Below are 25,786 nucleotides of genomic sequence, written 5' to 3' on the forward strand. Positions count from 1 at the left end.
TCTATATTTTCAAACATAAATATACTAATTTAATATAAGAAGTTGATTTGTATACTTACTTTTTAAGTATATGAGCGGTTTTTAGTCTATTTTTTGAATACGAATAGTCTCTGTGGAGTTGCCATTTGATTCGGTTAAGCGAACGAAATAAACCCCGGAAGCAAAGGGACTCATGTCAAGAGTGATTTTCATTTGTCCGTTGATAAGGTGGCCATTTTGTAAGGGCTTTATTTTTTTACCCAATACATCAAAAAGTTCAACATTTATATCTACATCTGATGAAGCAGATATTTCCAAAAACACGGAATTGCTTGTAGGGTTAGGAAAAACGTTTACATCCCATATAGAAAGGCTGTTGGAAGAAATGCCAACGCTCAATTTTTCAGGTTGATGAAATCCCTGAGTAAGTATAAGATCGCTGCTGCTTAGCGTTTCTATCACAGTTTCTCCGACTGTTTGGCTCAGGCTGTAGCCGCCGGCTGTATGAAAGGCCCCCGAGGAGCTGATTACGGTTGGGCTGAGAGATTGTCCAAAGCTATAGAGTGCAGTCAGACTGATGGCAATAGTTAAAAGTAAACTTTTCATACAATTTTATTTAAAAGGGAAAATTGAAATTATCCTTAGGATAAAATTAATCATTATTTATCAAAGTAAATAATTGATGTAAGACTGAGGCTATATTTTTTAAAAAAGTAAAAATATAGGTCCGTTCATCCCAAGCTTTTAGAGAATTGAAGGCGGTAGTGTGTTAATTTTTGGTTTATTTTTTGAAAAAGATTTTTAAACTATATGTTTTCTTTTATATTTACATTTATTTTAACACGAAAATATATACGATGAAAATCTTAAAAACCTTAACGGCACTGTTTTTTCTTAATTTATTTTTATTAACGGCAAAAGCAGAGGAAAAACCGGCTATCAGAATTGCTAATGTTGTGATAGATATTGAATATGGCGAATTACTTGGTGATTTTTTTAACTTAGAGTTATTTTTCACTAAACATTTTCAGAGAAATTTTTCATTTACTGAATCTGAAATTAAACATTTTATTGAAAAATCTTTCACATTAAGCGGATACAGGGTACAAGGCTGGGGAAGCATGTTCAGAGAACTTGATGAGCACTTCAAATCTGAGTTTGCTCTTGGTGTAAAAATCAAAGAATTTGATGTGAATTTTAACTTAAGAATGGGGGATATGCGAAGTATAGATACAAGAATGGAAACTGAATGGTCAATCTTTCACATAGAAAGTGAACAGGTAATTCTTAATAAAAACTTGACAAGCAGTAATAATATAGAAATATATACAAATAGAACTAGACTAAATTTAGTAAATGAAGACTTTACACCTGTTACCTATCATGCTTTCAAACATAACGTCAAACAACTCATTGAAGACCCGGAGTTTAAAGCAGCAATACGTGATGTTCCTGCCAAAAAAGAAATAGATCCGGCAAGTTTTGATAAAATCACACTCAACAAAGTGCCTTCACCCGGTACAGAAAGAGCAAAAGTGTTGAAAAGGGCACAGGATGCTTCAGTAACGATTGTAACAGCTACAGGACATGGCAGTGGCTTTTTCATAGATCATCATGGTTTAATTCTTACCTGTTATCATGTTGTACAGCAATCAAATAGTGTGGAAGTAGCGCTGAATGAAGGTACTTTGATAAAAGCAAAAGTTGTCCGCACCAATCCGGATTATGATTTGGCACTCATCCAAATTGAAAATGTTAGTTCCACTCCAATAGGTTTCAATAGTTCCAAACCATCTCCAGGAGATGAAGTCTTTGCCGTTGGCTCACCTGCCCATAAAGACCTGGGGCGTTCGGTTACCCGCGGGATTGTAAGTGCTGAAAGAGTTGTAGAAGAACGGCAATACATCCAAACAGATGCCGGCGTCAGTCCGGGCAATAGTGGCGGCCCTTTAATCAACCACAGAGGCGAAGTTGTAGGCATTGTAAATGCCAAAGCAATGTCATTCGGTACAGAAGGCGTTGGCTTTGCTATTCCGGTGAGTGTTGCCATGGAGAAATTGAATTTGGGGGTGGAGTAGGGTATTGGTGCCGTAATTGGCGCTGGTTGGCGTTATCAACAACCACAACCAAAAACAAAAACAAGGAATTGACAGTTAAGCTGGCAAAATTGCTATTGACGGCACAGACATTTTAAGCTTTGACCTTGGTAGCATAGCCCCGAAAAAGCAAAATAAAATCTACTTTTTAGCTGTGAAATCAATTCTTTTTTGAGAATTTTTTAAAATTGTATCTTTTTCCCAAAGCAACGGCTTGTAACGAACATGTAAAAAATCATCTAACTGATCATTATAATGCGGACTTCCAATTCGTTCAGATTGTCCGGGTGGCACACTAATAAGAGAGTTTTCCCAATTTGAAAGATCATAGATAAAACGGGCAGAGGGTATTATAAGCGAACCACTAAAAGGTTTTGAAGGGTGCCAGGCTGCCTGACAGGCTGTGTCAGTATTTCCTCCATAAGGAAAAGGCCCCTGATTGAAAACCTTGTCCATTGGTGATTTTTTGCCAAACGGATGCATGAAAACCAGCTTATGTAGCTGGCCCCATTTCCATAGTTTACTGTCTTTACCCAGCTTTTTTTCCAAGTAATCTATTGACTCTGTCATACAGTCAGAAATAATTTTCTCTTTATCTCCTTTTTTAAGAAATGCTGTACTTTCATTTTCTAAAATATTTAAAATAATGGTTGCTTCCTGTCCGTAGAGCTCACTCATGGGATGCAAAACTTCATTGGTGCCTTCTCCCATGAGCTCAGCAAAAGAATCCTCACCGAGTAATTCTTTAAATACTTTTTTTAAAAAACAAATTTTCCATACTTCATAAATACAGGTAGCTGCCGATTCAGTATCCGTATTTCCATCCCAACTCGAAATCATTTCAACGGCTTTATGTGCAGGTAACTCTTTAGAAAGGTTTGTAATAATAATATCTCTAATTTTCAGACCCGGTATACAAAGCAGATCAGCTTGAATTTGCTGCATGTCAGATATGGAAAAACGGCTTTTCTTTTCTAATAAATATTTAATTCTTTTCGCCCTGAATCCATCCATCCAGGAATGTCCCAAATAAAAAGGATAGTCATCGTTGACAATTTTGTTATTACTGTTTACCAGATAACCTTTTTCTGTATTAAAAGCATAAGGTTTTTCTTCGGTGGAAAGATAGGGTCTGTTTTTGTCGGGCAAGTTTTCAATGTAAGGATAGCTCCCCTCAGGTGCTTTGCGTTTAGGCGTTTTTCCGCTGACAAAGTAGCCCGTATTTCCGTAAACATCAGCATAGCTGAGGCACAGCGCCGGAGCATCAATATCTTTTACAGCATTGACAAAATGATTCCAGTTTTCTGCCTTGTTGAGACGATTCCACGCATCTAATATATTATTTTGAAAAAAAGCGGGGGAGTAGAGGGTTATGAGTTGTTGTTCACCATCACTAAGGGTATGCAGAACCGGGCCAAAATCTGTATTATAAAAACTTTCATTGGCAGGACTTTTTCTTCCTTTTATATGAAAAACTTCTTCCCTCTCAGTAATGCTCAGTGTCTTTCCGTTGCTGTCAGTATGCGAACCCTTTTTTATGCTTTCTTTTGGTATTAATACTAAATCCTGTATTTCGGTAAAAGCTAAAGTGGCTCCCCAGGCTATGTGTTTATTATGTCCTATTAAAATCATGGGAATCCCCGGAACGGATACCCCACTTACTTTTAAGTCTTTACTTTCAAGGTGGTTTTGATACCAGATTGATGGCTGAAGCGAAGCTAAGTGCATATCGTTACATAAATAGGGAAAGCCCGTATCGGTTAGTTTGCCGCTAATGGTCCATGTATTGCTGCCTTTTATATCTTGCAGCCAGGGGCCGGTAGCTTTTTTCAATTCTCTGGAAAACTCAAAAACATTAAATTCTCTTCCCTCATCCAGTGTTTCGGGGTTTTCTTTATAGTAGTTCAGGTCAATTTCAGCGGTTTTTAAACCCAATTTTTTCTCTAATTTTTCACGCACCAGCTTTCCGTGCCATACAAAACCCATTTGCCAGGACATTAATCTTGCAATGGCTAAACTGTCTTTTAGCTGCCATTTTTCGGGCTTTTGCTTTAATAAAGAGTATTCAGCAGGATAATTTTCAGGATACTTTTCAATAAAAAAGTTAACGCCTTTCACATAGGCTTCCAAAACGCCGCTAAGTAAAGGACTTAACTCTGTAGAATCTTGTTCGGCATTTTTAGTAAAACAAAGACTTCTTGAAAAACGATCGGTATCAAAAGTTTCTTCTCCGAACCACTCAGAAAGCTTGCCATGGGCTAATCTTCTTGCAATTTCCATTTGAAAAAGCCTGTCGGAGGCATGCATAAACCCCTGCACAAAAAACAAGTCATGGTTGTCATTAGCATAAATATGCGGAACGCCCCACTTGTCCATTAAAACAGAAGACTCTCCATTTAACTCAGGAGCCTCAATTTTGCCGTTAAAGCGGGGTATCTTTTTTTTGGATATTTTGTTTACATATCGCCTGAGAAAATATGCTGTAATATTGTGAAGTAAATCCATGCCTGATTATTTTTTAAATTTCTTAAAAATAATCAAAGCAATGAATAATTCAGCTTGAACGGCACTTTTTACTAAAAAAAACTTTAATTATTCGGCTTGTACGCTTTGTGGACTTAGTAAGGCCCGATATTCAGCTTGATCGTGTAAAATTTCAAGACCTTTGAGAATATCATGGTCGTAGCGAAGACCTATTTCAATTTTCCCGGAACGATGGTAGTATCTGCTCACAATTTCTGTTGCCAGAAGTTCCTCAATTTCTTCTCTGAAAGTATAAACATCTTCAGCCTTATCTTCTTTAATCTTTAGCAATACTGATGCAAGAGTTTCTTCTACAGCCTCCATATACTTTTCATCTTTAAGTTTATTCTCCAGCTCTGTGATTAAACGCTCACTTTCAGTTTCGTAAGAGATATCTCTTTCTTTTAAAAAGGCTATAAAAGCATTGTAGGTTTCATCAGTGATTTCAAAAGTAGAGGGAGGTGCAATTTCCTCATTTTCAGCACTGAATTTTGTAGCAAAGTCAAATATAACATGGTTAGTTATGAGAGCTCTCGTCAAAGGGCTGTATTCTCTGCTTGCAACTTCCACATCCGGCATAATTCCGGTGCCATCAAAAACTACACGTCCGTTAGCTGTGGTAAAAGGTACTTTTAAAGAATCGGCAGTAGACACCGGCCTTCCGTCGAGTCTGTTAGAATAATCAATAGACTGTATGCTTCTGCCGCTTGGAATCAGATATTTAGCGGTTGTTACCTTCAGCTTAGACTGATAGGGCAGGGAACGTGTGGTTTGTACTAATCCTTTCCCGAACGTTCTTCTACCCACAACAACTCCACGATCTAAATCCTGCACAGAACCGGCTACAATTTCTGATGCTGATGCGGAACCTCTGTTTGTGAGAACTACTAATGGTAATTCAGTGTCAACAGGATCATTCAGCGTTCTGAAAGTTCTATCCCAATCAGGAATTTTCCCTTTGGTACTAACGATTTCCTGTCTGCGCGGAATAAAAACATTACTTACATTTACGGCTTCACTTAGCAAACCTCCCGGATTTCCTCTTACATCAAAAATTAAACCTTTAAGCTCACCTTCTTTTTGTAAGCTTTCAATTGCTGACCGCACTTCTCCGCCGGCATTATCTGTAAAATTACTTAAAACTATATACCCAATTCCATCGTCTGCCCAGCCATAAAAAGGTACATTTTTTACACGTATTTCTTCTCTGGTCAATACATTCATAATTTCTTCATAAGTGCCGTCAGCCTGTAATCTTTTCACTGTTAACTCAACAGTAGTTCCGGCTTGTCCGCGCAACATATTGCTGACTTGTTCTGTATTTCTGTTTTCAATTTTTTCATCATCTACTTGAATTAAAATATCACCGGCTTTCAGCCCGGCCTTGTGAGCAGGATAGTTTTCATAGGGCTCGGAAATGACAACTTTGTCATTATGTTGTCTGATAACAGCGCCAACTCCACCGTATCTTCCGGTAGTTTGTAAGCGGTGTTGTCCAATTTCAGACTCTGATATAAAGTTGGTATAAGGGTCTAAAGATTCAAGCATCGCATCCATTCCAATGCGCATCAGTTCGCCGGGCTCAATAGGTTCCACATAATAAGTATTCAATTCTTTATACAAGGTGGCAAAAATGTCCAGATGTTTGTTTATCTCAAAATAGTCAGTCTTTTTATCAAAAGACATTATACTCAGTGCCAAAACACCTACCAAGCCGATTGAAAAAATTACTTTGTATTTAGATTTTATTTTTTTGATAATTTGCATATGAAAAAATTTAAAGGGTAAAACAGTAAGTCTTTTCCGGAGAAAAATTTGCCTTAAGTTAATAAGTGCAAGTTTATAAACGCAAACTAAAGACAAAAATTTTAGAAAAATCTTCTAACATAAAATACAATCCGAAAATCAAAAAGTTTTTCAGTTAGCAAAATGATGTTTTCATAATAGTAGAATCAACAGCTTTATAATTAAATAAAGTGCTTTTAAAATAAAGCTTAATTAATGTTGTTAAGTTATTAATTTTGCCAAATTAGTTGATACTTTCAACTTTTCTGTTTGTAATATGTATTTATTAATTCAATTACCTTAAAAAACTTATGAAAAACTATACACGAAGGATATTCTTCTGCTTTCTTCTTTTCATAATCTCTCCGGTGAACCAGATTTTCGCCGCTGAATCATTAAGTCTGGATTTAGCTATTCAACAGGCATTAGAAAGAAATTTTGATATAATAATAAGCGATATGGAAGTTGATATAGCTGAAAATAATAATCGTCTGGGGAATGCCGGTTTTTATCCGGACTTAGACTTGTTAATTAATCAGAGAAATCAGTTTGTGAATGCAGATAACCCGGCCTCATTTTTAAATGGAGAGTATAGAAATATTGGGGCTATTGCCGGAGCAGAATTGAACTGGACAATTTTTAACGGATTCAGAGCTCATATTTCAAAATCCAGATTATCCTTATTAGAAGAACAAAGTCGCGGATTTTTGACTGTGGTTGTTGAAAATACAATTCAGGGTGTGATTATGTCATATTTTCAATCTTGGATAGAAAAAGAAAAAATGAATGTGCTGGAAAGTTTAACAGAATTATCCAAAGACCGTCTTGAGTATGTGGAATATCAGCGCTCTGTGGGTTCTGCAAGTTCTTTTGATGTACTTCAGCTAAACAATAATTTTATTCAGGATTCTACTAATCTTGCCCGGCAGAAAATAATTTATAATCGTTCTTTGAGAAATTTGAAACGACTGATTCGGGCAGATGAGGAAATTGATTTGGAACTTACGGATGAGCCTTCTGTCAGGGATGAGGGTTTTGAAAGAGACCCATTATATGCGATGTTATTAAGCAATAATTCAAATATCAGAAATCAGTTTGTTCAGCTTGAAATTTACAAGAAAAATACTTCTTTGCAACGGACAAACAGATACCCGCGATTGTCGATGAATACAGGTACTTCATATAATCTAAATGAGTTTAAATTAGAGGATAATCCCTCTACTACCGGAAGAACATTTGAGTATTATATAAATTTTGGTTTATCCTTCAATTTATTTAGCGGAGGCAATATTTCCAGAGAAATTCAGAATGCTAAAATTAATGAGTTAATAGCGGAAACATCTTATCAGGAGATTGAGGAATCGGTAAAGTTTGAGTTTTTTAATGCATTTGATAATTATGAAATGCTGAATGAGGTTACAGGTCTGTTGGAGTTAAATAAAAATAATACAGAAAGGCTTTTATCGCTTGCAGAAGACCGCTTTAATGAGGGGTCTATTAATATTTTTGAATACAGAACAATTCAGCTTGATTATTTAAATGCAGTTGTACAGTATTACGAAACCATGCTTGATCTTAAATCTGCCGAAGTAGAATTGTTGAGGCTAACCGGTGGCATTATTGATGAAAATTAGGGTTTTTCTTTAGCATTAGTTTTTTTCATGCGCTGGCGGAGAACTTCATAGGCCAATACGGCCGCTGCATTAGAAACATTTAAAGAGTCAATTTTTCCCATCATAGGAATAGAAATGATTTGGTCTGAAGCGGATCTCCATTTTTCTGTTAACCCGGTTGATTCTTTTCCTAAAACAATGGCAGACCCTTTTGTGAAATCAGAATCAAAATAGGTGATGGCATTTTGGAGGGCAGCTGAAAATATGTTAATGTTTTCTTTTTTCAAAAAATCAATGATAGTCTCCGAATCGGCTTGAATGACATCAATAGAAAAGCAACAGCCGATACTTGCTCTGACTACATTTGGATGAAAAATATCCGTATGTGGATCACAAACAATTACAGCATCACATCCGCTGGCATCGGCAGTTCTCAGGACCGCTCCCAGGTTTCCCGGCTTTTCAACACTTTCAAGTATGATATAAAAAGGATTTTTTTTGTTTTTTAGATTTTCAAGGCCAAGCTCTTTAATCTTAAATAATCCTAAAACCCCTTCTGTATCTCCTCTGTAAGTCACTTTTGAAAACACTTCTTTTTTTACGGCATAGGTTTTTTGAGCATTTTTTTCAAAATTTTGAATGTTGCTTTGGTTTTCTAATTCCGCATTGAAATAGAATTGCTGTAACTCATATCCGTTTTGAATTGCCAGATTCATTTCTCTATTTCCTTCAACCCATATAAATCCTGTTTTTTTTCTGTAAGGAGCTTTTGTTTTTAAGCGGGCTAAATCTTTTATTTTCGGGTTTTGTGCACTGGTTATAATGTCCATGATTAGTTGTTCTGATTAAAGAAACTATAAAGTTTTCCGGAAATAAGTCTTTTGAGAAATTTATTTCATCAAATATCTGAAAAATAGAGCTAAGGAATAATGATAAGTAGGATTATAATATTTTTATAAAGCATTGGATTTTATAGAACTCTTTCCCTTTTTTGCTTGTTGCTTAAGTGAAAATAAAATATAAAAAAATATGGAAGCAACAAAACAACCGATTTTAGAAATATATACGGAAATGACGCCAAATCCGGAGTCTATGAAATTTGTGGTTAACAAAATGCTTTTGGCCGGAAAAAGTGTTGATATCAGAGATGAGGAGACCTTAAAATTATCGCCTTTAGCTCAAAGGCTTTTTGAACACGAATATGTAAATGGAGTATTTGTTTCTGCAAACTTCATCACGATTTCAAAATCCACTAAAAAGGAGTGGATGGAGATAATCCCCGAGTTAAAACAATCTATCAAAAACCTCTTAACTGAGGGCATAAAAGTTATTGATGAAAAAGCTTATAAGGCCTTTGTTGATAAACAAGAAGCTGAAGCAGCATCTTCGGGCGAACAAACAGACACGGTAAGCAAAATTAAAGAGCTTCTGGATACCTATGTAAAACCGGCCGTAGAAATGGACGGTGGAGCCATTCAATTTAAATCATTTAATCCGGAAAGCGGTAAAGTTACTTTAGTGTTGCAGGGTGCTTGCAGTGGTTGTCCATCTTCAATGCTTACTTTAAAAGCCGGAATTGAAGGTATGTTAAAAAGAATGTTACCTGAAGAAGTTACCGAAGTGGTTGCTGAGTCTGAAGACGATGCATAGCTTTTAGGGAGAAATTAAGATACAGCAAACTTTTTTTAGTTTTTTTTGTAATATATTACCAACACTATACTATAAACGTCCAATAATACTATTGAAAGAAATTGAGTCCTAAAAACTCAATGTTTCTGTTTATGCCAATATTGGCAGCAGCATGTTTATAATATATTAAAATGAAAACTTATCATGTAATTGGACTTATGTCCGGAAGTTCTTTAGACGGATTGGATATTGCTTACTGCAAATTTGAAGAAGAGGATGGGAATTGGAAGTTTGAGCTGTTAAAATCTCATTGCCATAAATATGATAAAAAATGGTTTCTTCGTCTTAAGAATCTGGTGTTGCAAAATGCTGTAACATATCTTAAATCTGACACTTTTTTTGGACATTACATCGGAGAGGTTGTGAATGATTGGATACAGTCAGAAGGAATAGGAAGTAAGGTAGATTTTATCGTTTCTCATGGTCAAACTGTATTTCACCAACCCGACAACCTGATGACCAGTCAAATTGGGGATGGCGCATCTATTGCGGCTAAGACCGGCTTGCCGGTTATTACAGACCTGCGGTCGATGGATATAGCTTATGGCGGTCAGGGTGCTCCTATAGTGCCCGTGGGTGAAATGAAGTTATTCCCGGACTATAAATACTTTATAAATCTGGGAGGTATTGCAAACATAAGCGCTCACCTTCCGGATGAGATTGTAGCTTTTGATATTTGTCCATGTAATCTAATCCTGAATCCGGTAGCCAGACAGAATGGCTCCGATTATGATGATAAAGGCAGATTAGCTTCCGTAGGAACAGTAAATGAAAGTTTTTTCAATGATTTAAATACGAGTTGGTATTATACAAAAGAATATCCAAAAACGCTGAGTGGTGGTTTTGTAAATAAAGTTTTATGGCCGACTATTAAAAAATATCAGATTCCAATTGAAGATAAACTAAGAACTCTTGTGGAGCATATAGTTTATCAGATTTCTAATCACATAAAAATGATTGAAACCACGAAAAATGTAACTTTTAATAAGGATGAAAGCATATTATTTAGTGGAGGAGGTACATTTAACACTTTCCTTATGGAAAAATTATCTGAAGCCTTGCCCATGAGTGTAATTGTTCCTAATGAAGATGTAATTAATTATAAAGAAGCATTAATAATTGCTTTCTTGGGAGTATTGAGAATGCGAAACGAGGTGAACTGTCTTAAATCTGTAACAGGTGCGACACAGGATACTGTAAACGGATCAATTTACTTTGGACATAAAGAGAAACAGGCTGTATCAAATCCCGATGATTTTTTTGAATAAAAAAAATGTTGCTTATCTGATTAAGTGCAGATTTCCTGTAAAATACTCATCACGTCCGTCCAGAAAACGAATTCTGATATCATAAACGTAAACTCCCATGGGTTGGTCAGCATTATTAAAAGTGCCGTCCCATCCATTATTGATAACATTTGTACTAAATAATTTCTGACCCCAGCGATTAAAAATTTGCATTTCGAAAGTCTCTACATTTTTGGCTACCGGTCTGAATACGTCATTTATTCCACTTTCATTGGGTGTAAAGGCATTGGGTATACTTATTGGTAACGGACATTCATCTGTGCCGGAGGTAACTTCTAAGCTATCTCTTCTGGTGCAACCATCAGCAGTAATTTCAAGCCATACAATTTCCGGTGTGGTTGATACTTCAATGGAAGTAACATTATCCTGACCGGTTGACCACTGGAAACTATCAAAATCCGGAGGAAAGTCCGGTTCAATCACTAAAGTTTCTGAAAAACAAATGCTTGTGTCAGCTCCAAGTGAAAATTCTGGACTTTGGTTAACGGTTATTGTAGTAACGGTTGAGTCAGTTCCACAGATGCCGTCAGACACAAACAAACTTATATCAAAAGTGCCTTCCATTTCATATACATGCTGTGGGTTAGCTGTTTCATAAGTGTTTCCGTCACCGGTATTCCATGTGTAAGCACTAATATTACCTATTGAAGACTCATCTAATACAATAACTTCACCACTACAAAGAATGCTTGGTACATTTATAATTGCATTTGGACGAGGGTTAACCACTACATCTTGCAATACCGTTTCTGTACATCCTTCAAATGAATTGGCTATCGTTAAACTAATGGAATAAGTCCCTGCCTCGGCAAAACTATGTACAGGGTTTTCGATGTCGTAAGTAACGCCATCAGGGAAAATCCAGTTATAGTTATCCGCAAAAGCTGGAGTAGTGATTTCGAACTCAATATCCTCATTGGCACAAATTGGGCTTGTAAGGCTGGTAAAGGCAGCGTTAAAACCATCTGATAGTTGAACAGTAAAACTTTCCTGAACAACACAATCAGAACTTTCCATTTCAACAGTTACATTTAAAACGCCACCTGACAGCACAGTTATTTCCGGGGCAAAATCAGAAGAAGTCATACCATTGCCGAAATTCCATATTATATCAGTTACATTTCCTTCTGTATTATTTATAATTGTGACAGTATCATTTGAGCAGCCGGTACTAATTTCATATTCTATATCAGGTATAATTATATTATTTGCCTGAAAAACCAATTGGTCTGAAATTGCAATATTTCCGCAATTATCTTCTAAAAAAGTACCGTTGTCAGATCCGTGTAAATCTAAAGTGTAGGCACCGCCATTTATGATATATTGGTCTAATTCTAAAACAATAATGGAAGTAAAGGCTCCACCGGCATCACAATCATCAGAGCTGGCAGATAAGATATTTAAATTATCCGGCCCACTAAGGCTGAAATTTGTTCCGTCCGGATCGATTGAACTACATAAAACAGGTTCTGATAAGATAACTTCTAAAAAGAAGCTTTCGTCACAACCGGAGGTGTTTACATTTGCTAATTCAGGAGGTACATTGTCTAATATTTGAGCAGAAGAAGCAGTGAAATCTAAAGTATAACCATCGTCAGAGCTGGTAAAGTTATCAATTACCAAAGCATAAGTTTCACCGACATTAACCGGAAGGGGAGCACTGAAAGGTGGCCCGCCGGCTCCTTCAGAAATGCCTGTAAATCCGGACTGCAAGCCGGTTGGTCCGAGCGTACCTGAATAATTACAACGTACTTCAGGAGCAACACCTGTTAAGATATCTGAGCAGGACAAGCCGGTTAAGTCATACAAGGCAAAGTCATAGTCATCGTTGGCAAAAGGAATAATTGAAAATTCTAAATCACCACTACCTGTAACTGTAAAAATATACCAAACAGAATTGTTTTCGCCATTTAATAAACAACTTGTATTTTGAATTAAAATTTCCTGCATGTCCCCAAAGCCTTCATAAGATTCATTTTGTACATAAATATCCTGACATACAGATATGGCATTGCTGCAATCTTGTTCAGGGCCACTTACTTGTGCCTTTAACAAATAAAAAGAGAAAGTAAAAACAAGAAATGAAAGGATAAATTTTTGGCTACTAAGAAACATATATATAAAATTGGAGCAATTGTTTAAGATTATTGATAACAAATATGGTTTTTAAAATTTATTTATAATCATAACTTCTTTTTAATTTTTTTCTTGTTTAATGTATTGAAAATTTCTGAAAAATGAGAAAAATTTATCACTTTAACTTTTAGTATATCAATTGTTTTCAGAAAAATAATTTTCCCATTCCCGGAGCAAAGTATTTACGGCCTCATCGCTTTCCGGATTTTTTAAAGAGGATTTTTTAAAGATTTTTTCAAAGAAAGCATCCTGTAGCTTTCCGGTTCTAAGAGCCGCCGAATAAGGGATATGATCGGCAAAAGTAACCATACTGTAAAGCGGTATATATAAATCAGGGAAACGTTGATGTAATATATTTTCGATTTTTTTACGGAACAGAAAGCGTTCATCTGCAACCTTATCCCGCATTTCAATAAAGTTTCTCAAAGCCAGTTCAGCTATAGCGTCTCCATTTGGTTTTCGTTCCCCCTGATATTTTTGTAACAATTCAGGGATACTTAAATCTTCCTGCAATAAATCATTTAATACCCGACAATCCTCAAATCCGGCATTCATACCTTGTCCGTAAAAAGGAACTATAGCATGGGCAGCATCTCCTATCAGAGCCACTTTATTATCAAAAACCCAGGGTGAACATTTAATGGTGACTAATGAAGAAGTTGGGTTTTTAAGAAACTGATCTTCTAAATCCGGTATGAGCGGCACTACATCCGGAAACCAACGATTAAAAAAACGGCTGATATCTTCTTTGGTATTTAAGTGTTCAAAAGCCTGTTCTCCTTTGTAGGGTAAAAATAATGTACAAGTAAAAGAGCCGTCAGTATTTGGTAAGGCTATTAGCATAAAGCTTTTTCTGGGCCATATATGCAAGGCTTCTTTTTTTATTTTCCAAGTTCCATCATCAGCCGGAGGCATGGCTAATTCTTTATAACCATGTTCTAAAAATTGCTGACTATAATTAAACCGATCTGTTTTTTGTAAATTATATCTGATAGCCGAGTATGCTCCGTCGGCTCCGAAAATTAAGTCGGAAGAAGTCAGGGTTTCTTCGTCACTTTGAGTGTCTGTAAAGGTAATTTCTCCTTTTTGAGGATTTATGTCAGTGCATCTTTTATTAAAATGTAAATTTACATTTTCGTACTTTTCAGCCTCTTCAAGTAAAATTTGATTTATCCTTCCTCTGGAAACTGAATATATTGATTGCCCCTCTAAACCATAAGGCTGGAAGTTTTCTACTCCTTTTTCATCATGAACCTGCCGTCCATGCATTGGTATAGCAATGTCTTTTACTGCCTTTTCTACGCCGGCGGCTCTGAGGCCTTTCCAGCCCCTTTCGCTTAATGCCAGATTAATAGAACGCCCGGCTGAAATTTTTACTTTGCGTATATCCGGTCTGCTTTCATACATGTTTATTTTAAAGCCTTTGCGTGCAAGTATCGTAGTGCATAAAGAGCCTACTAATCCCCCACCCACCACTGTCGTTTTTATATCATTGTAATTTTTCTTCATCGAATAAAAGTTTTAAAATAAAGAGTGTTCGTTTGTTTTTGTTCAAAAAGCGAAAAGATCTTTACCGATAAATTTTATGACATGCTTCATTTAACAAAACACCAAATTGATAGACATCTGAAAAAGAATTGTATAGAGGCACAGGTGCCAGCCTGATTACATCAGGTTCCCGCCAGTCAGCAATTAGCCCACCCTTTTTCATTTCGTCAAATATTTCCCGCCCTCTGTCTTTTGCCAGAATAGATAACTGACAACCTCTGGATTCTTTTTCAGGGGGAGTAATCAGATTGAATTTCCCGGAAAATTTTCTTTCTGTTTCAGTTATTATAAAGGCCATATAGGCTGTCAATTGTTCGCTTTTCTTTCTTAATTTTAAGATTCCAGCTTTTTGAAAAATTTCCAATGAAGCTTTTTGGGCTGCCATACTTAATACCGGGGCATTGCTCAGTTGCCAGGCTCCTGCTCCTTTTTGAGGAACAAATTGCTTTTCCATTTTAAAGCGGGTTTCTTCATCTGTGCCCCACCATCCGTTGAATCGTTTTAATTGATTGTTTTCATGATGTTTTTCATGCACAAAAATGCCGCTACACCCACCCGGTCCGCTATTCAGATACTTGTAGGAACACCAGGTTGCAAAATCTACATCCCACTCGTTTAGCTTAAGAGGAACATTCCCTATCGCATGTGCTAAATCAAGCCCAAAAGTTATGTTGTTTGCAGAAGCAACTTCTGATATTTTTTTGTGGTCGTAGTAATGACCGCTATAATAATTAACACCGGATAATAAAATCAGTGCCAGCTCATCTTTATGCTTTAGTATATTTTGAATGATTTTTTCATTTGCCTCACTTCCATTACAATTACTGATATCAACTTCTAGAAGAGCATTTTCATAACCGTGAAAATCAGCTTGGCTTTGAATAGCGAAACGGTCAGACGGAAAAATAGGCGTATCGGTCAGAACTTTAAATTTATTTTTTCCCGGATTATAAAAAGACACCATCAGCAAGTGCAGATTTACACTGAGGGCGTTCATTGCTGCTACTTCACTTTTTTTTGCTCCCAATAATTCAGTTAACCCCGGGGTTAAAAAGTGATGATAATAAAACCAGGGATTTTTTGCTTCGAAATGACCTTCAACACCTAATTCTTTCCAGTCTTTTAGCTCCTGTTGCAAATGAATATCAACAGTTTTGGGTTGCAGTCCTAAACTGTTGCCACAGAAATATAAAGCGTCTTTTTGCTGAATTTTTGGGATGTAAAATTGCTCTCTGAAGCTTTTTAATTCATCTTTTTTGTCAGCTTCTTCTGCAAAGTTTTTTTCAAATGCGAATTCCATATATTTTTTTGAGCAAAGGTAATAAGGCTTTTAAGCAAATCAGCAAACATTTCTATGAAATGCTTTTATGGTGTTTTTGTAGAAAAACATCAGGCATATAATTTTCCCGAGAAACGCCCAGCCATTCAAAAGCTGTTAGAGCAAGTAGTTGCTGCTTAACGGAGTCATTAAAAGCACTTTCTTCTATAAGCTTTCCCGGAACGTGTTCTCCAAGCGGGAATGGGTAGTCACTGCCTAGACAAAGTTTTTCCGGCCCCATCAAATCCACTAAGTATTCTAAAACTTTTTTATCATGAACAAGGGTGTCCAGATAGAATTTGTCAAGATACTCTCTGGGGTTTATATTATTATCTACAGCGCATAAGTCCGGACGGGTATTAAAACCATGTTCAATTCTGCCGATAGTTGCAGGAAATGATCCTCCCCCGTGGGCAAAAGCAACTTTTAGTTTCGGAAATTTTTCAAAAATTCCTCCAAAAATCATAGAGCAAATAGCCAGAGAAGTTTCAGCCGGCATTCCCACTAACCAGGGCAACCAGTATTTTGGCATTTTTTCAGTGCCCATCATGTCCCAGGGATGTACAAAAACAGATGCTCCGAGCGATTCAGCAGCTTCCCAAAAAGGGTATAATTCTTCATTTTCAAGATTCCAGTCATTAATGTGAGAACCGATTTCTACACCCCTTAAGCCCAAATCTTCCATACATCTTTTGAGTTCTTTTGCGGCAAGCTTGGGGTCTTGCATGGGCAGCGTTCCAAGCCCTATAAATCTTTTAGGGTTTTTATCTACAACACTTGCTATATGGTCGTTTAAAAACTTACAAACTTCAAGTGTGTCTTTAGGTTTTGCCCAATAGTTAAACAATACCGGTATGGTTGATAAAACCTGAACGTCAACATCAGTATTTTTACAATCCTCAACACGACTTGCCGGTTCCCAGCAATTTTGATTTACTTTTCTGAAAAATTTATCGCCAATCATCATATCTGCCTGACAACAATTACTGCTGTGATGCTCTAAATGTATAAATCCGTCATATCCGAATTTGTCTGCAAATCTGGGGAGATTTTCCGGCATTATATGGGTATGTATATCTACTTTAAAAAACTTTTTTTCTTTCATTCCTACTTTTTTTAAGGCTTTTCCATTACATGTCCGCAGTTATCACAAGTTCTGCGTTCTTCAGATTCATAAAAGTTTTTCATTACTTTTGGCAACTGACTTACTATATCCTCCAAAACGAAATACTCTTCATAAAGTAAGTGGTTACAACTTTCACAGTACCATTGAAATCCGTCTTTTTCATTTTTGTTTCTATATCTTTCAATGACTAAACCAACAGAGTTAGCCGGTCTTTGAGGAGAGTGAGGCACTTTAGGTGGCAGTAGAAAAATTTCGCCTTCTTTTATTGAGATATCCTTTGGCTTACCGTTTTCAATAATTCTAAGGACAATATTTCCTTCTAATTGGAAAAAGAATTCTTCCCCTTCATTATAATGAAAATCTTTTCGGGTATTCGGTCCGCCGACCACCATAACAATAAAGTCATCATTTCCTTTAAAAACCTGCTGATTTCCTACCGGAGGTTTAAGTAGATGTCGATGTTCATCAATCCATGTTTTAAAATTAAATGGGGCACTTATACTCATGATTTTTACATTTTAGTTTTCTTAAAAATAAGAAATTTATTCATACTGTCAATGATTATTTTATCTTTATATACAGATATGAAAGATGTTTAATGGAAATTTATTGCCCATTAAAGCTTAATTGTAAACGATAAACGAAAGTACTGCTCTATGAAAGAAATTCATGTTTTGCTCTTAAATACCATTGCTTTAATCATTGTTTTGATTTTTAATTCTTTAGGAGGCTCAGGTTCTTTAAGTGAGTATAGCGTAGGTGATATCAGCAATTTTTACCCGACTTTAATAACTCCGGCTTCTTATGCATTTGGAATATGGGGCGTGATTTATCTGCTATTAGCTTTATTTATTGGTTTTCAATGGTATTCTTATTTTAGAAGACCGGTTAAAAATCTCATTTTTGACAGTTTTCCATGGTTTCCTTTATCATGCTTTTTCAATTTACTCTGGATACTTTTATGGGTTAATAATTTTGTTTTTTACTCCACCATAGTAATCTTTTTATTGCTGTTTTGTCTTATCCGTTTGGTTTTGAAATACCGATTGGAAGTTTGGGACGCACCACTAAAGATTATTTTTTTCGTGTGGTGGCCGATATGTATTTATTTTGCTTGGATAATTTTGGCTTCCGTTATAAATGTCACGGTATATCTCAAAAGTATGGAGGCTGAGTTATACCTAAGTGAGACCGCATGGCTGTTTGTAATGCTTTCTGTCAGCACCCTTATCTATCTTTTGCTAATCATAAAAAGAAATATGAGGGAAGCTGCCATTGTTGGCGCTTGGGGAATTTTTGCCGTATACATAAACGTAATTGACAGCCACCCGCATATTGCAAAGTTTATCCTGGCTTTTCCTTTGTTGCTTATAATAGCAGCAAGCATTCATGCTTTTAAAAACAGAAAAACATTACCTTTTCTCAGAAAGGTGTTTTAAAAGAAATACTTAATTAAAATGTAGCTTCTTCTCCCGAAGCTTTTACAACTTTAATTTCTGAGATATTAATTGATGCAGTTCCTTCCGGGATGTCATTACCAAGAGATATATTACGGATAGATTTAGCGTCTACAACATGCGGATTTGCAGCCTGTTGAAAAGGAGAAGTAATCGGTGCTCCGGTAGCTCTGGAAATAGCAGCTCCATCTTCATTCATGAAATTTAAACGACCGCTGACACTTGTTATAGCTTCTCCCATTCGGTTAGTAAGTTCAACTTGAGTTCTGCGATCTTCTACAGAAAAACTGATGACATTCATTTCAAAATCCGGACCATCCATATCAATTTCTACTTTATCAGCAGCATCACTTGTTTTAGAGTCAGACCCTTCATTATTACAACTATAAAGAGCAAAAGAAAGAAAAGTAGCAAGTAAGATTAAGTTTTTCATCTGATTAAAATTTATATGATAAAATGTATTTATGCTCATAAAAGTATAAAAAAAACGAAGCAAAAATAAAAATTGCTTCGTTTTTAAGTTTTTTTTAAAAATTCTTTAACAATCCCTAAAGGTTTGATTTAATTTTTTTAGTTAACAAGTCCACTTTTTCTTTAAAGTCAGAATCAACATCCATTTGGTCGGTTATTTGTTTACATGAGTGAATCACCGTACTATGATCTCTACCTCCAAAATAATCTCCAATGCTTTTCAGTGGTTTGTCCGTAAATATTTTAGATAAATACATAGTTAGTTGTCTGGCCTGTACTACTTCTCTTTTTCTGGTTTTTTCCTTTAAAGAGTTAACCTGTACATTCAGGTTTTCGCAAACAACTTTTTCAATATATTCTATGCTAACTTCCTGAGAAATGTTTTTTACCAGATTTTTTAGTATTGACCGGGCTAAATCCATGTCAATTTCTCTTTTGTTTAAAGAGGATTGAGCCAGCAAAGAAATGATTGCACCTTGTAAATCTCTGACACAAGTGTTGATGTTTTGGGCAATAAAGTCAACTACTTCATCAGGAAACTGAATGCCATCGGCAAACATTTTCTTTTCAATAATAGCTTTCCGGGTTTCAAAATCAGGTGGCTGAAGATCTGTGGTTAATCCCATTCTAAAACGAGAGGTTAATCTGTCTTCTATACCATCCAGTTCATTGAGTTTTTTATCGGAAGAAAGGACAATTTGCTTTTGATTTTGGTGAAGCTCATTAAATATTTGGTAAAAAATATCCTGAGTGGATTCCTTTTTTGCCAAGTACTGAATGTCATCTAGCAGTAATACATCGATTACTTTGAAAAATTGTACAAAATCATTAACAGTGCCTTTTTTTATAGACTCAATAAATTTAGTTATAAAGGTGTCTGTCGTGAGATATAAAACTGATTTGGACGGATATTTGTCTTTTACCTGATTGCCAATTGCATGCAAAAGGTGTGTTTTGCCAAGCCCTACCCCACCATAAATAACCAAAGGGTTAAAGGAGGTTTGTCCCGGTTTTTCAGCAACAGCATAACCGGATACTCTGGCAAGTCGGTTGCAATCTCCTTCCACAAAGGAATCAAATGTGAAACCCGGTTTTAGATTTGAATTAATATCCATCTTTTTCAAGCCGGGAATTACAAAAGGGTTTTTGGGTGAGTCACCTAAAACTAATGGAGAGCTAACGTCCTTATTAATAAAATTTCCCCTTTTTTGATTCGGGTAATTTATTGTAGTGGGAGGTGAGCCATTATTGCTGTTTTTATTTTCCATTAGTATTTTGTAATTCAGACGGACTTCGGGACCGACTTCTCTTCTAAGACATTTAAAAATAAGCTCAGAATAATGTTCTTCCAAATATTCATAAAAAAATTGGCTCGGAACCTGTATGGTCATTTCATTATCTTTAAGCTCTACAGGCCTTATTGGTTCAAACCAAGTTTTATATGCTCTCTGTCCTAAAACATCGCGAAATACCTTTAAACATTCTTTCCATATAGAATCGCATGTTTTTATCATAGCTATTTCATAGGTTTTTTTTGGTTAAAAAATAAATTTATACAGCTACGAAAATGAACAAAAAAAAGTTAATAAAAAACTGTTTTGGCTATTGTTTATTTGTCAAGAATTACAGTATTGGGTTTCAGGCTGAAAATTTTCATATTTTTTTTATCAAAATATAAGTCAATGCGCCCCAAACGGATGCCTCCCCAGCCTACCTGATTGATTATCACATCTTTACCCAGTTTGTTTTTAAGTAACACCGGCTCGTCAAGGAAGGTATGTGTGTGTCCTCCAATGATCATATCTATGTTTTCTGTCTGTGAGGCGATGGTATGATCTGATATTCTTTCCGGGTCAGCGTACCTAAAACCAAGATGACTTAAAGCAATCACATAGTTGCAATTATAATCATTTTTTAGAATTTCAGAATACTTATTGGCAGCTTTAACCGGATCGGTATATTTTGTGTTTCCATATAATGAAGGAGGAACCAGGCCTTCCAGTTTTATTCCTAAACCCAGTATTCCAATTTTTATATTCCCTTTTTGAAATACCTTATACGGCTTAAATTCATTTTCTAAAATGGTATCTTTAAAATCATAATTTGCAGAAACGAAATCAAATGAGGCATTTGGGAGCTGTCTTTTCAGGCCATCCAGTCCGGCGTCAAAATCATGATTTCCCAGAGTAGCTAAATCATAGCCCATCATAGACATGCTTTTGATTTCCGGTTCTCCTAAATAAAAATTAAAATAAGGGGTTCCCTGAAAAATATCGCCTGCATCTACTAGAAGTACGTTTTTTTCCCGGCTTCTGATACTTTTAATTAGGGTTGCCCGCCTGCTAATTCCTCCCATCCCTTCAAACCTGGAACCTTCCGGAAAGGGTTCCATTCGCGAATGAGTGTCATTTGTATGTAGCAAAACTAGTTTTTCTAATGCCCCTTCAGCTAATGCTTCAAAGGGAAATTTTCCAATCCCGAATGCTAAAGTTGCCAAACCGGCATTTTGTATAAATTTTCTTCTATTGAACATATTTAACCCTCCCGTCTAATTTAGAAGTTATTGGTTTATCAGATTCTTTCAGATATTTTAAGTAATCAAAAATGGCATCCCTGAAAAGTACACCCAGATTTTCTCTTGGTAAATCTACTAAAAAGGGAAGCCTGTCTCCTCCGTCAGCGAGAAAGTCAGATAATACGACCGTATAAATTTTATCAGCAACCGGAGCTTCTCCATTAATTTTTAAGCTTTCCAATTTTCTGTTGTTAATTTCTAATTCCATTCCGGCTACCGGCCAGCCATTCCAATCGGCAATTACTTCTCCCAGTTTGATTAAAGTTTGAGCATCTAATTCCATTATAACCAAAAAATTGTCAAAAGGCATTAATTCGAAAATGTCGCCTTTGGTAAGTTCTCCCTCCGGAATGTTGGGCACCCTTAGTCCACCAATATTTACTATAGCAATGTCCACCGGCTTATTGTAATAAGTTTTGCCCTGATGCAAAATCAGGTCAGCGACAAAATTACCCAGTAAAGATTCCGGCTGCGCTCTGGGCATATCAAATGGAGCGTAACCAACCACCTCATTCATTTCTTCTTCCAGCGCTTCTTTATATGTAGCCAAAAAGGCTTCCATTTCTGAAGATTTTTCTATGGATTCTTCAATTTCATAGCTTCCATAGGTAGCCTTGCTTATGCTTAAATCTTTTGAAGAGCTGCACCCATTTAATAAAAGGCCAATTGTTATTACAAAGGAGAAAATTTTTAAAAATGTATTATTCATGTTTTTCTTAAGTGCTTTTAGTTTTAAAATAGATTAGAAGCTATCTTTATGTTCACCAAAAATATTTCTCAGGCAATCGGAAATTTCTCCTAAGGTTACAAGGTTCTCAACGGCTTCAATAACGGCAGGCATGATATTTTCATCTGCATTTACTTTATCGGTTAAATTTTTAAGACATTGATTTACTTTTTCTGTATCTCTTTTTTTTCTTAAAATTCTAAGCTTTTCAATTTGTTGAATACGGATACTGTCATCTACCGAAAATAATTTATCAAAAGGGGGTTCTTTTGTTTGAAACTTATTAACTCCAACAATAACCTTTTCCTTACTTTCAATTTGTTGTTGATAATCATAAGCAGATTGAGCTATTTGTTCTTGTATATATCCATCTTCTATAGCACTTACAGAACCTCCCATAGCATCTATAGTATCAATGATTTCCCGGGCTTTTTCCTCTATTTGATCGGTTAGATTTTCAATAAAATATGAACCGGCTAAAGGATCTGCCGTATCTGCCACACCACTTTCATAAGCAATGATTTGCTGCGTTCTTAGAGCAATGGAAGCCGCTTCTTCAGTAGGTAGAGAAAGTGCTTCGTCATAGCCGTTTGTGTGCAATGATTGAGTTCCGCCGAGCACAGCCGAAAGAGCCTGTAAGGTAACTCTTGAAATATTATTTAAGGGTTGTTGAGCACTTAGAGTTGATCCGCCTGTCTGTGTATGAAAACGCATCATTTGCGCTTTAGGGTCAGTAGCTCCTAATTCTTTGGTAATGTGAGCCCACATTCTTCTGGCTGCACGAAATTTGGCTATTTCTTCAAAAAAATTGTTATGTGCATTGAAAAAAAAGCTTAATCTTCTGGCAAATACATTTATATCTAATCCTTTTTCAATGGCGGCCTTACAATAAGACTTTCCGTTGGCTAAGGTAAAAGCGACTTCCTGAGCTGCATTAGACCCGGCTTCACGTATATGATAACCGGAAATTGAAATCGTATTCCATGCGGGTAAATATTGACTGCAATATTCAAAGATGTCTGTGATAATTTTCATTGAAGGCTTAGGAGGGTATATGTAAGTTCCCCTGGCAGCATATTCTTTGAGAATATCATTTTGAATAGTACCTGACAGCTTTGATAAATCTGCATTTTGTTTTTTTGCAACAGCAACATATAAGGCAAGCAGAATAAATCCGGTTGCATTTATAGTCATTGAAGTTGAAATCTTATCTAAAGGAATGTCTTTTAAAAGCAACTCCATATCTTCAATAGAGTCAATTGCAACACCCACTTTTCCAACTTCACCTTCAGAAAAGTGATGATCAGAATCATAACCGATTTGAGTTGGCAAATCAAAAGCTACTGAAAGTCCTGTTGTTCCCTGAGAAAGTAAATAATGATATCTTTTGTTAGATTCCTCTGCAGTTGAAAAGCCTGCATATTGCCTCATTGTCCAAAAACGACCTCTGTACATATTAGGATGAATTCCTCTGGTAAAAGGGAACTCACCGGGTATTTCAGCTTTATGATCAGCTAAGGTATAGGTTGGTTTTATTTCTATTCCGGAGTCCGTTAAAAAACGCTCCTTTCTTTCTGTTGCTTTTTTACTGCTCATTCGGTATATTAGATTTTCTGGTTACTAAGGTAAAAATTAAAGCTGTAATCTTCATTAGATGGATTTTGTTTTTCACAAATTTAACGCAGGGGAAACGCTTGAAACATTAAAAAAAACTAAGATTGTAAAGCTTATATAAAGTTAAATTTAGAAGTTAAGTATGAATCCAAAATTTGCGCCACCACTTGTAATATGCAATTTGGGTTTTGTTTGATTGAATGATGATTCATTTCGATTTTCATTGTAGGTTATCGTTGCCATTTTTTTTAAGCTTAAATATCTGACATTTAAAGGAACGGAAAGTAAAACAATACCACCTCCGATAGCAGCGATTTCCCAATTTAGTTTGGAACCATATAAATAGTTTGCTAATTGATAACCAATTATAAAACCTCCTATACTACTGAGAACTCTGCCTATTCTTTTATTTGCCTCCGCTCTTCGTAAGTAATGTGCAGACAAGTCATTTGTTTGAAGAATGTTTTTTAATTCAGTATCTGAAAGTTGTTTATCATCTTGATAGAAGTTAATTCCTCCAAAAATCGGCTTATATACTATTTCTTGAGAATGAGTAAACTTCAAATTTATACACATAAGAAAAAATAAAAAAACAAAGCGTTGCATATCAGGCAATTATTAGATTTTTTAACCTTTTTCAAGTAAAAATACAAATGTCAATGCTAAATTAAACTTAAATATCTGCATATGCTTTTAACTTTTTTAAAATAATAGTATAAAGTTCATTAAATTTGAACTTATCAAAAAAATAAAATATGAAATCAGTATCTTTTTATGCAGCACTTATTTTGCTGACCACCTTGTTTGCTTGCTCCGAAAACAGTCAACAAGCAAGTGAAGAAACTATGGACAAAAAAGAAAAGAAAGTTAAAGAAAATGACGAAAAAGTTGATTTAAGATTCCCTGCTATAAGCCCAAGGTCTCAGGTAAATCAGGTTATAGGCGTTACAGATGTTCGCATTGACTACAGCAGGCCTGCTGTAAGAGAAAGAGTAGTCTGGGGAGAGCTTGTTCCTTATAATGAAATTTGGAGAACAGGTGCAAATGCACCAACAACTATTAAATTGCAGCATGATGTAATGGTAAATGGAAATCCTGTTGCAGCCGGAAAATATTCTATAATTACAATTCCGAATGAGAATGGCAACTGGAAACTTATGTTCCATAAAGACACAGAGGTTAATAGTTCTATTGGCTACGATGAAGCAAATGATGCATTGCAACTTGAACTACAAGCAGAAAGTACAGACGTTCATTATGAAATGATGACGTTTAAGTTTATAGATGTAACGGAAACAAGTGGAACCGCTGTGATGGCATGGGAAAATCTTCAGATTGAATTTGATATTGAAGTTAACACACATGATATCGTATTGAAAAAGATCGACAAGGCTATTAAAAATGCCGATGATGATGACTGGATGGTTTATAGTCAGTCTGCAAGATATCTTGTTAGTAAAGGCGAAAGAATGGAAGATGCAGAAAAATGGATTAACAAATCTATTTCAATTGAAGAAAACTGGAGAAATTACTTTGCAAAAGCAAACCTTAGAGAGAAGCAGGGAGATATTCCAAGAGCCATAGAGCTTACTGAGAAAGCACTTGAAGCAGGAAGAAAAGATGAATCTTTTGGAGCAGAAGGGTTCCTAATAGGAAATTTGGAGCGGTTAAAATCTGAAATTTAGGCATACAAATTCTAAATTCTTTAAAATATAGAAAGGGCAGAGGTTTTAAATCTCTGCCCTTTTTTTATTGTTGCTTAAACAAAATTGTGTGTAAAAAAAGTTTATCTGGCTATATACATTTTGCCGAACCCACTATG

The 25,786-nt window shown here is 35.8% G+C and carries 21 protein-coding genes; 6 read left to right on the forward strand and 15 right to left on the reverse strand.

The features are described from left to right. Positions 1-81: 81 nt before the first annotated feature. The gene (locus tag EA412_02845) at positions 82-585 is read right to left on the reverse strand and encodes a T9SS C-terminal target domain-containing protein (GenBank protein TVR81510.1); all 504 of its coding nucleotides are present in this window, start codon (positions 583-585) and stop codon (positions 82-84) included. 251 nt (positions 586-836) lie between these two features. On the opposite strand from EA412_02845, the gene EA412_02850 reads away from it, so the two are divergent. Further along, positions 837-2,057, forward strand: a complete 1,221-nt coding sequence (locus EA412_02850) for a hypothetical protein (protein TVR81511.1) — start codon at positions 837-839, stop codon at positions 2,055-2,057. A gap of 159 nt (positions 2,058-2,216) precedes the next feature. Here the strand turns inward: EA412_02850 and EA412_02855 are convergent, their stop codons facing one another. Then, a complete protein-coding gene (locus tag EA412_02855) occupies positions 2,217-4,580 on the reverse strand; it encodes a penicillin acylase family protein (protein ID TVR81512.1) in 2,364 nt (787 codons plus the stop codon). Between the two features lie 87 nt (positions 4,581-4,667). Continuing rightward, positions 4,668-6,365, reverse strand: coding sequence for a S41 family peptidase (locus EA412_02860; protein ID TVR81513.1), 1,698 nt, complete (start codon positions 6,363-6,365; stop codon positions 4,668-4,670). Positions 6,366-6,694: 329 nt separating this feature from the next. Here EA412_02860 and EA412_02865 point away from each other — a divergent pair, with 329 nt between their 5' ends. Further along, positions 6,695-8,017, forward strand: a complete 1,323-nt coding sequence (locus EA412_02865) for a TolC family protein (protein ID TVR81514.1) — start codon at positions 6,695-6,697, stop codon at positions 8,015-8,017. Here EA412_02865 and EA412_02870 read toward each other — a convergent pair. Continuing rightward, positions 8,014-8,826 (reverse strand): RNA methyltransferase, encoded by an 813-nt coding sequence (locus EA412_02870; GenBank protein TVR81515.1) that lies wholly within the window; start codon positions 8,824-8,826, stop codon positions 8,014-8,016. The genes EA412_02865 and EA412_02870 overlap by 4 nt on opposite strands. A gap of 199 nt (positions 8,827-9,025) precedes the next feature. On the opposite strand from EA412_02870, the gene EA412_02875 reads away from it, so the two are divergent. Then, complete coding sequence (locus EA412_02875) at positions 9,026-9,646, forward strand: NifU family protein (protein TVR81516.1); 621 nt, start codon at positions 9,026-9,028, stop codon at positions 9,644-9,646. Positions 9,647-9,816: 170 nt separating this feature from the next. Further along, positions 9,817-10,953, forward strand: a complete 1,137-nt coding sequence (locus EA412_02880; GenBank protein ID TVR81517.1) for an anhydro-N-acetylmuramic acid kinase — start codon at positions 9,817-9,819, stop codon at positions 10,951-10,953. Between the two features lie 12 nt (positions 10,954-10,965). On the opposite strand, the gene EA412_02885 is transcribed toward EA412_02880, so the two are convergent. From EA412_02885 to EA412_02905, 5 genes are all read right to left on the reverse strand, one after another. Continuing rightward, positions 10,966-13,107, reverse strand: a complete 2,142-nt coding sequence (locus EA412_02885) for a PKD domain-containing protein (GenBank protein TVR81518.1) — start codon at positions 13,105-13,107, stop codon at positions 10,966-10,968. A gap of 156 nt (positions 13,108-13,263) precedes the next feature. Continuing rightward, positions 13,264-14,637 carry an FAD-dependent monooxygenase gene (locus tag EA412_02890; GenBank protein TVR81519.1) on the reverse strand — a complete coding sequence of 458 codons (1,374 nt, stop codon included), beginning with the start codon at positions 14,635-14,637 and terminating at the stop codon, positions 13,264-13,266. 61 nt (positions 14,638-14,698) lie between these two features. Continuing rightward, on the reverse strand, positions 14,699-15,976 hold the full coding sequence (kynU, locus tag EA412_02895) for a kynureninase (protein ID TVR81520.1): 1,278 nt from the start codon (positions 15,974-15,976) through the stop codon (positions 14,699-14,701). A 52-nt stretch (positions 15,977-16,028) separates the two neighbouring features. Continuing rightward, positions 16,029-17,099, reverse strand: coding sequence for an amidohydrolase (locus EA412_02900; GenBank protein TVR81521.1), 1,071 nt, complete (start codon positions 17,097-17,099; stop codon positions 16,029-16,031). 11 nt (positions 17,100-17,110) lie between these two features. Further along, positions 17,111-17,620 (reverse strand): 3-hydroxyanthranilate 3,4-dioxygenase, encoded by a 510-nt coding sequence (locus EA412_02905; GenBank protein TVR81532.1) that lies wholly within the window; start codon positions 17,618-17,620, stop codon positions 17,111-17,113. Between the two features lie 156 nt (positions 17,621-17,776). Between EA412_02905 and EA412_02910 the strand changes: the two genes are divergently transcribed. After that, positions 17,777-18,559: a hypothetical protein gene (locus EA412_02910; GenBank protein ID TVR81522.1), complete on the forward strand. Its 783-nt coding sequence runs from the start codon at positions 17,777-17,779 to the stop codon at positions 18,557-18,559. 13 nt (positions 18,560-18,572) lie between these two features. On the opposite strand, the gene EA412_02915 is transcribed toward EA412_02910, so the two are convergent. The 6 genes from EA412_02915 to EA412_02940 all read right to left on the reverse strand — a co-directional run bounded on the left by EA412_02915 (position 18,573) and on the right by EA412_02940 (position 24,579). Then, positions 18,573-19,049 (reverse strand): hypothetical protein, encoded by a 477-nt coding sequence (locus EA412_02915; protein TVR81523.1) that lies wholly within the window; start codon positions 19,047-19,049, stop codon positions 18,573-18,575. 76 nt (positions 19,050-19,125) lie between these two features. Next, positions 19,126-20,562 (reverse strand): chromosomal replication initiator protein DnaA, encoded by a 1,437-nt coding sequence (gene dnaA / locus EA412_02920; GenBank protein ID TVR81524.1) that lies wholly within the window; start codon positions 20,560-20,562, stop codon positions 19,126-19,128. 95 nt (positions 20,563-20,657) lie between these two features. After that, the gene (locus tag EA412_02925) at positions 20,658-21,581 is read right to left on the reverse strand and encodes a bifunctional metallophosphatase/5'-nucleotidase (GenBank protein TVR81525.1); all 924 of its coding nucleotides are present in this window, start codon (positions 21,579-21,581) and stop codon (positions 20,658-20,660) included. Next, a complete protein-coding gene (locus EA412_02930; GenBank protein ID TVR81526.1) occupies positions 21,571-22,332 on the reverse strand; it encodes a hypothetical protein in 762 nt (253 codons plus the stop codon). The genes EA412_02925 and EA412_02930 overlap by 11 nt, the downstream gene beginning before the upstream one ends. Positions 22,333-22,365: 33 nt before the next feature. Next, entirely contained in the window at positions 22,366-23,946 is a 1,581-nt protein-coding gene (locus EA412_02935) for a methylmalonyl-CoA mutase (protein ID TVR81527.1), read from the reverse strand. Between the two features lie 147 nt (positions 23,947-24,093). After that, positions 24,094-24,579, reverse strand: coding sequence for a hypothetical protein (locus EA412_02940; GenBank protein ID TVR81528.1), 486 nt, complete (start codon positions 24,577-24,579; stop codon positions 24,094-24,096). 140 nt (positions 24,580-24,719) lie between these two features. Between EA412_02940 and EA412_02945 the strand changes: the two genes are divergently transcribed. Continuing rightward, positions 24,720-25,649 (forward strand): DUF2911 domain-containing protein, encoded by a 930-nt coding sequence (locus tag EA412_02945; protein TVR81529.1) that lies wholly within the window; start codon positions 24,720-24,722, stop codon positions 25,647-25,649. The last annotated feature ends 137 nt before the right edge of the window (positions 25,650-25,786 follow it).

Source organism: Chitinophagaceae bacterium, from assembly GCA_007695095.1.
GTDB lineage: Bacteria > Bacteroidota > Bacteroidia > Chitinophagales > REEL01 > REEL01.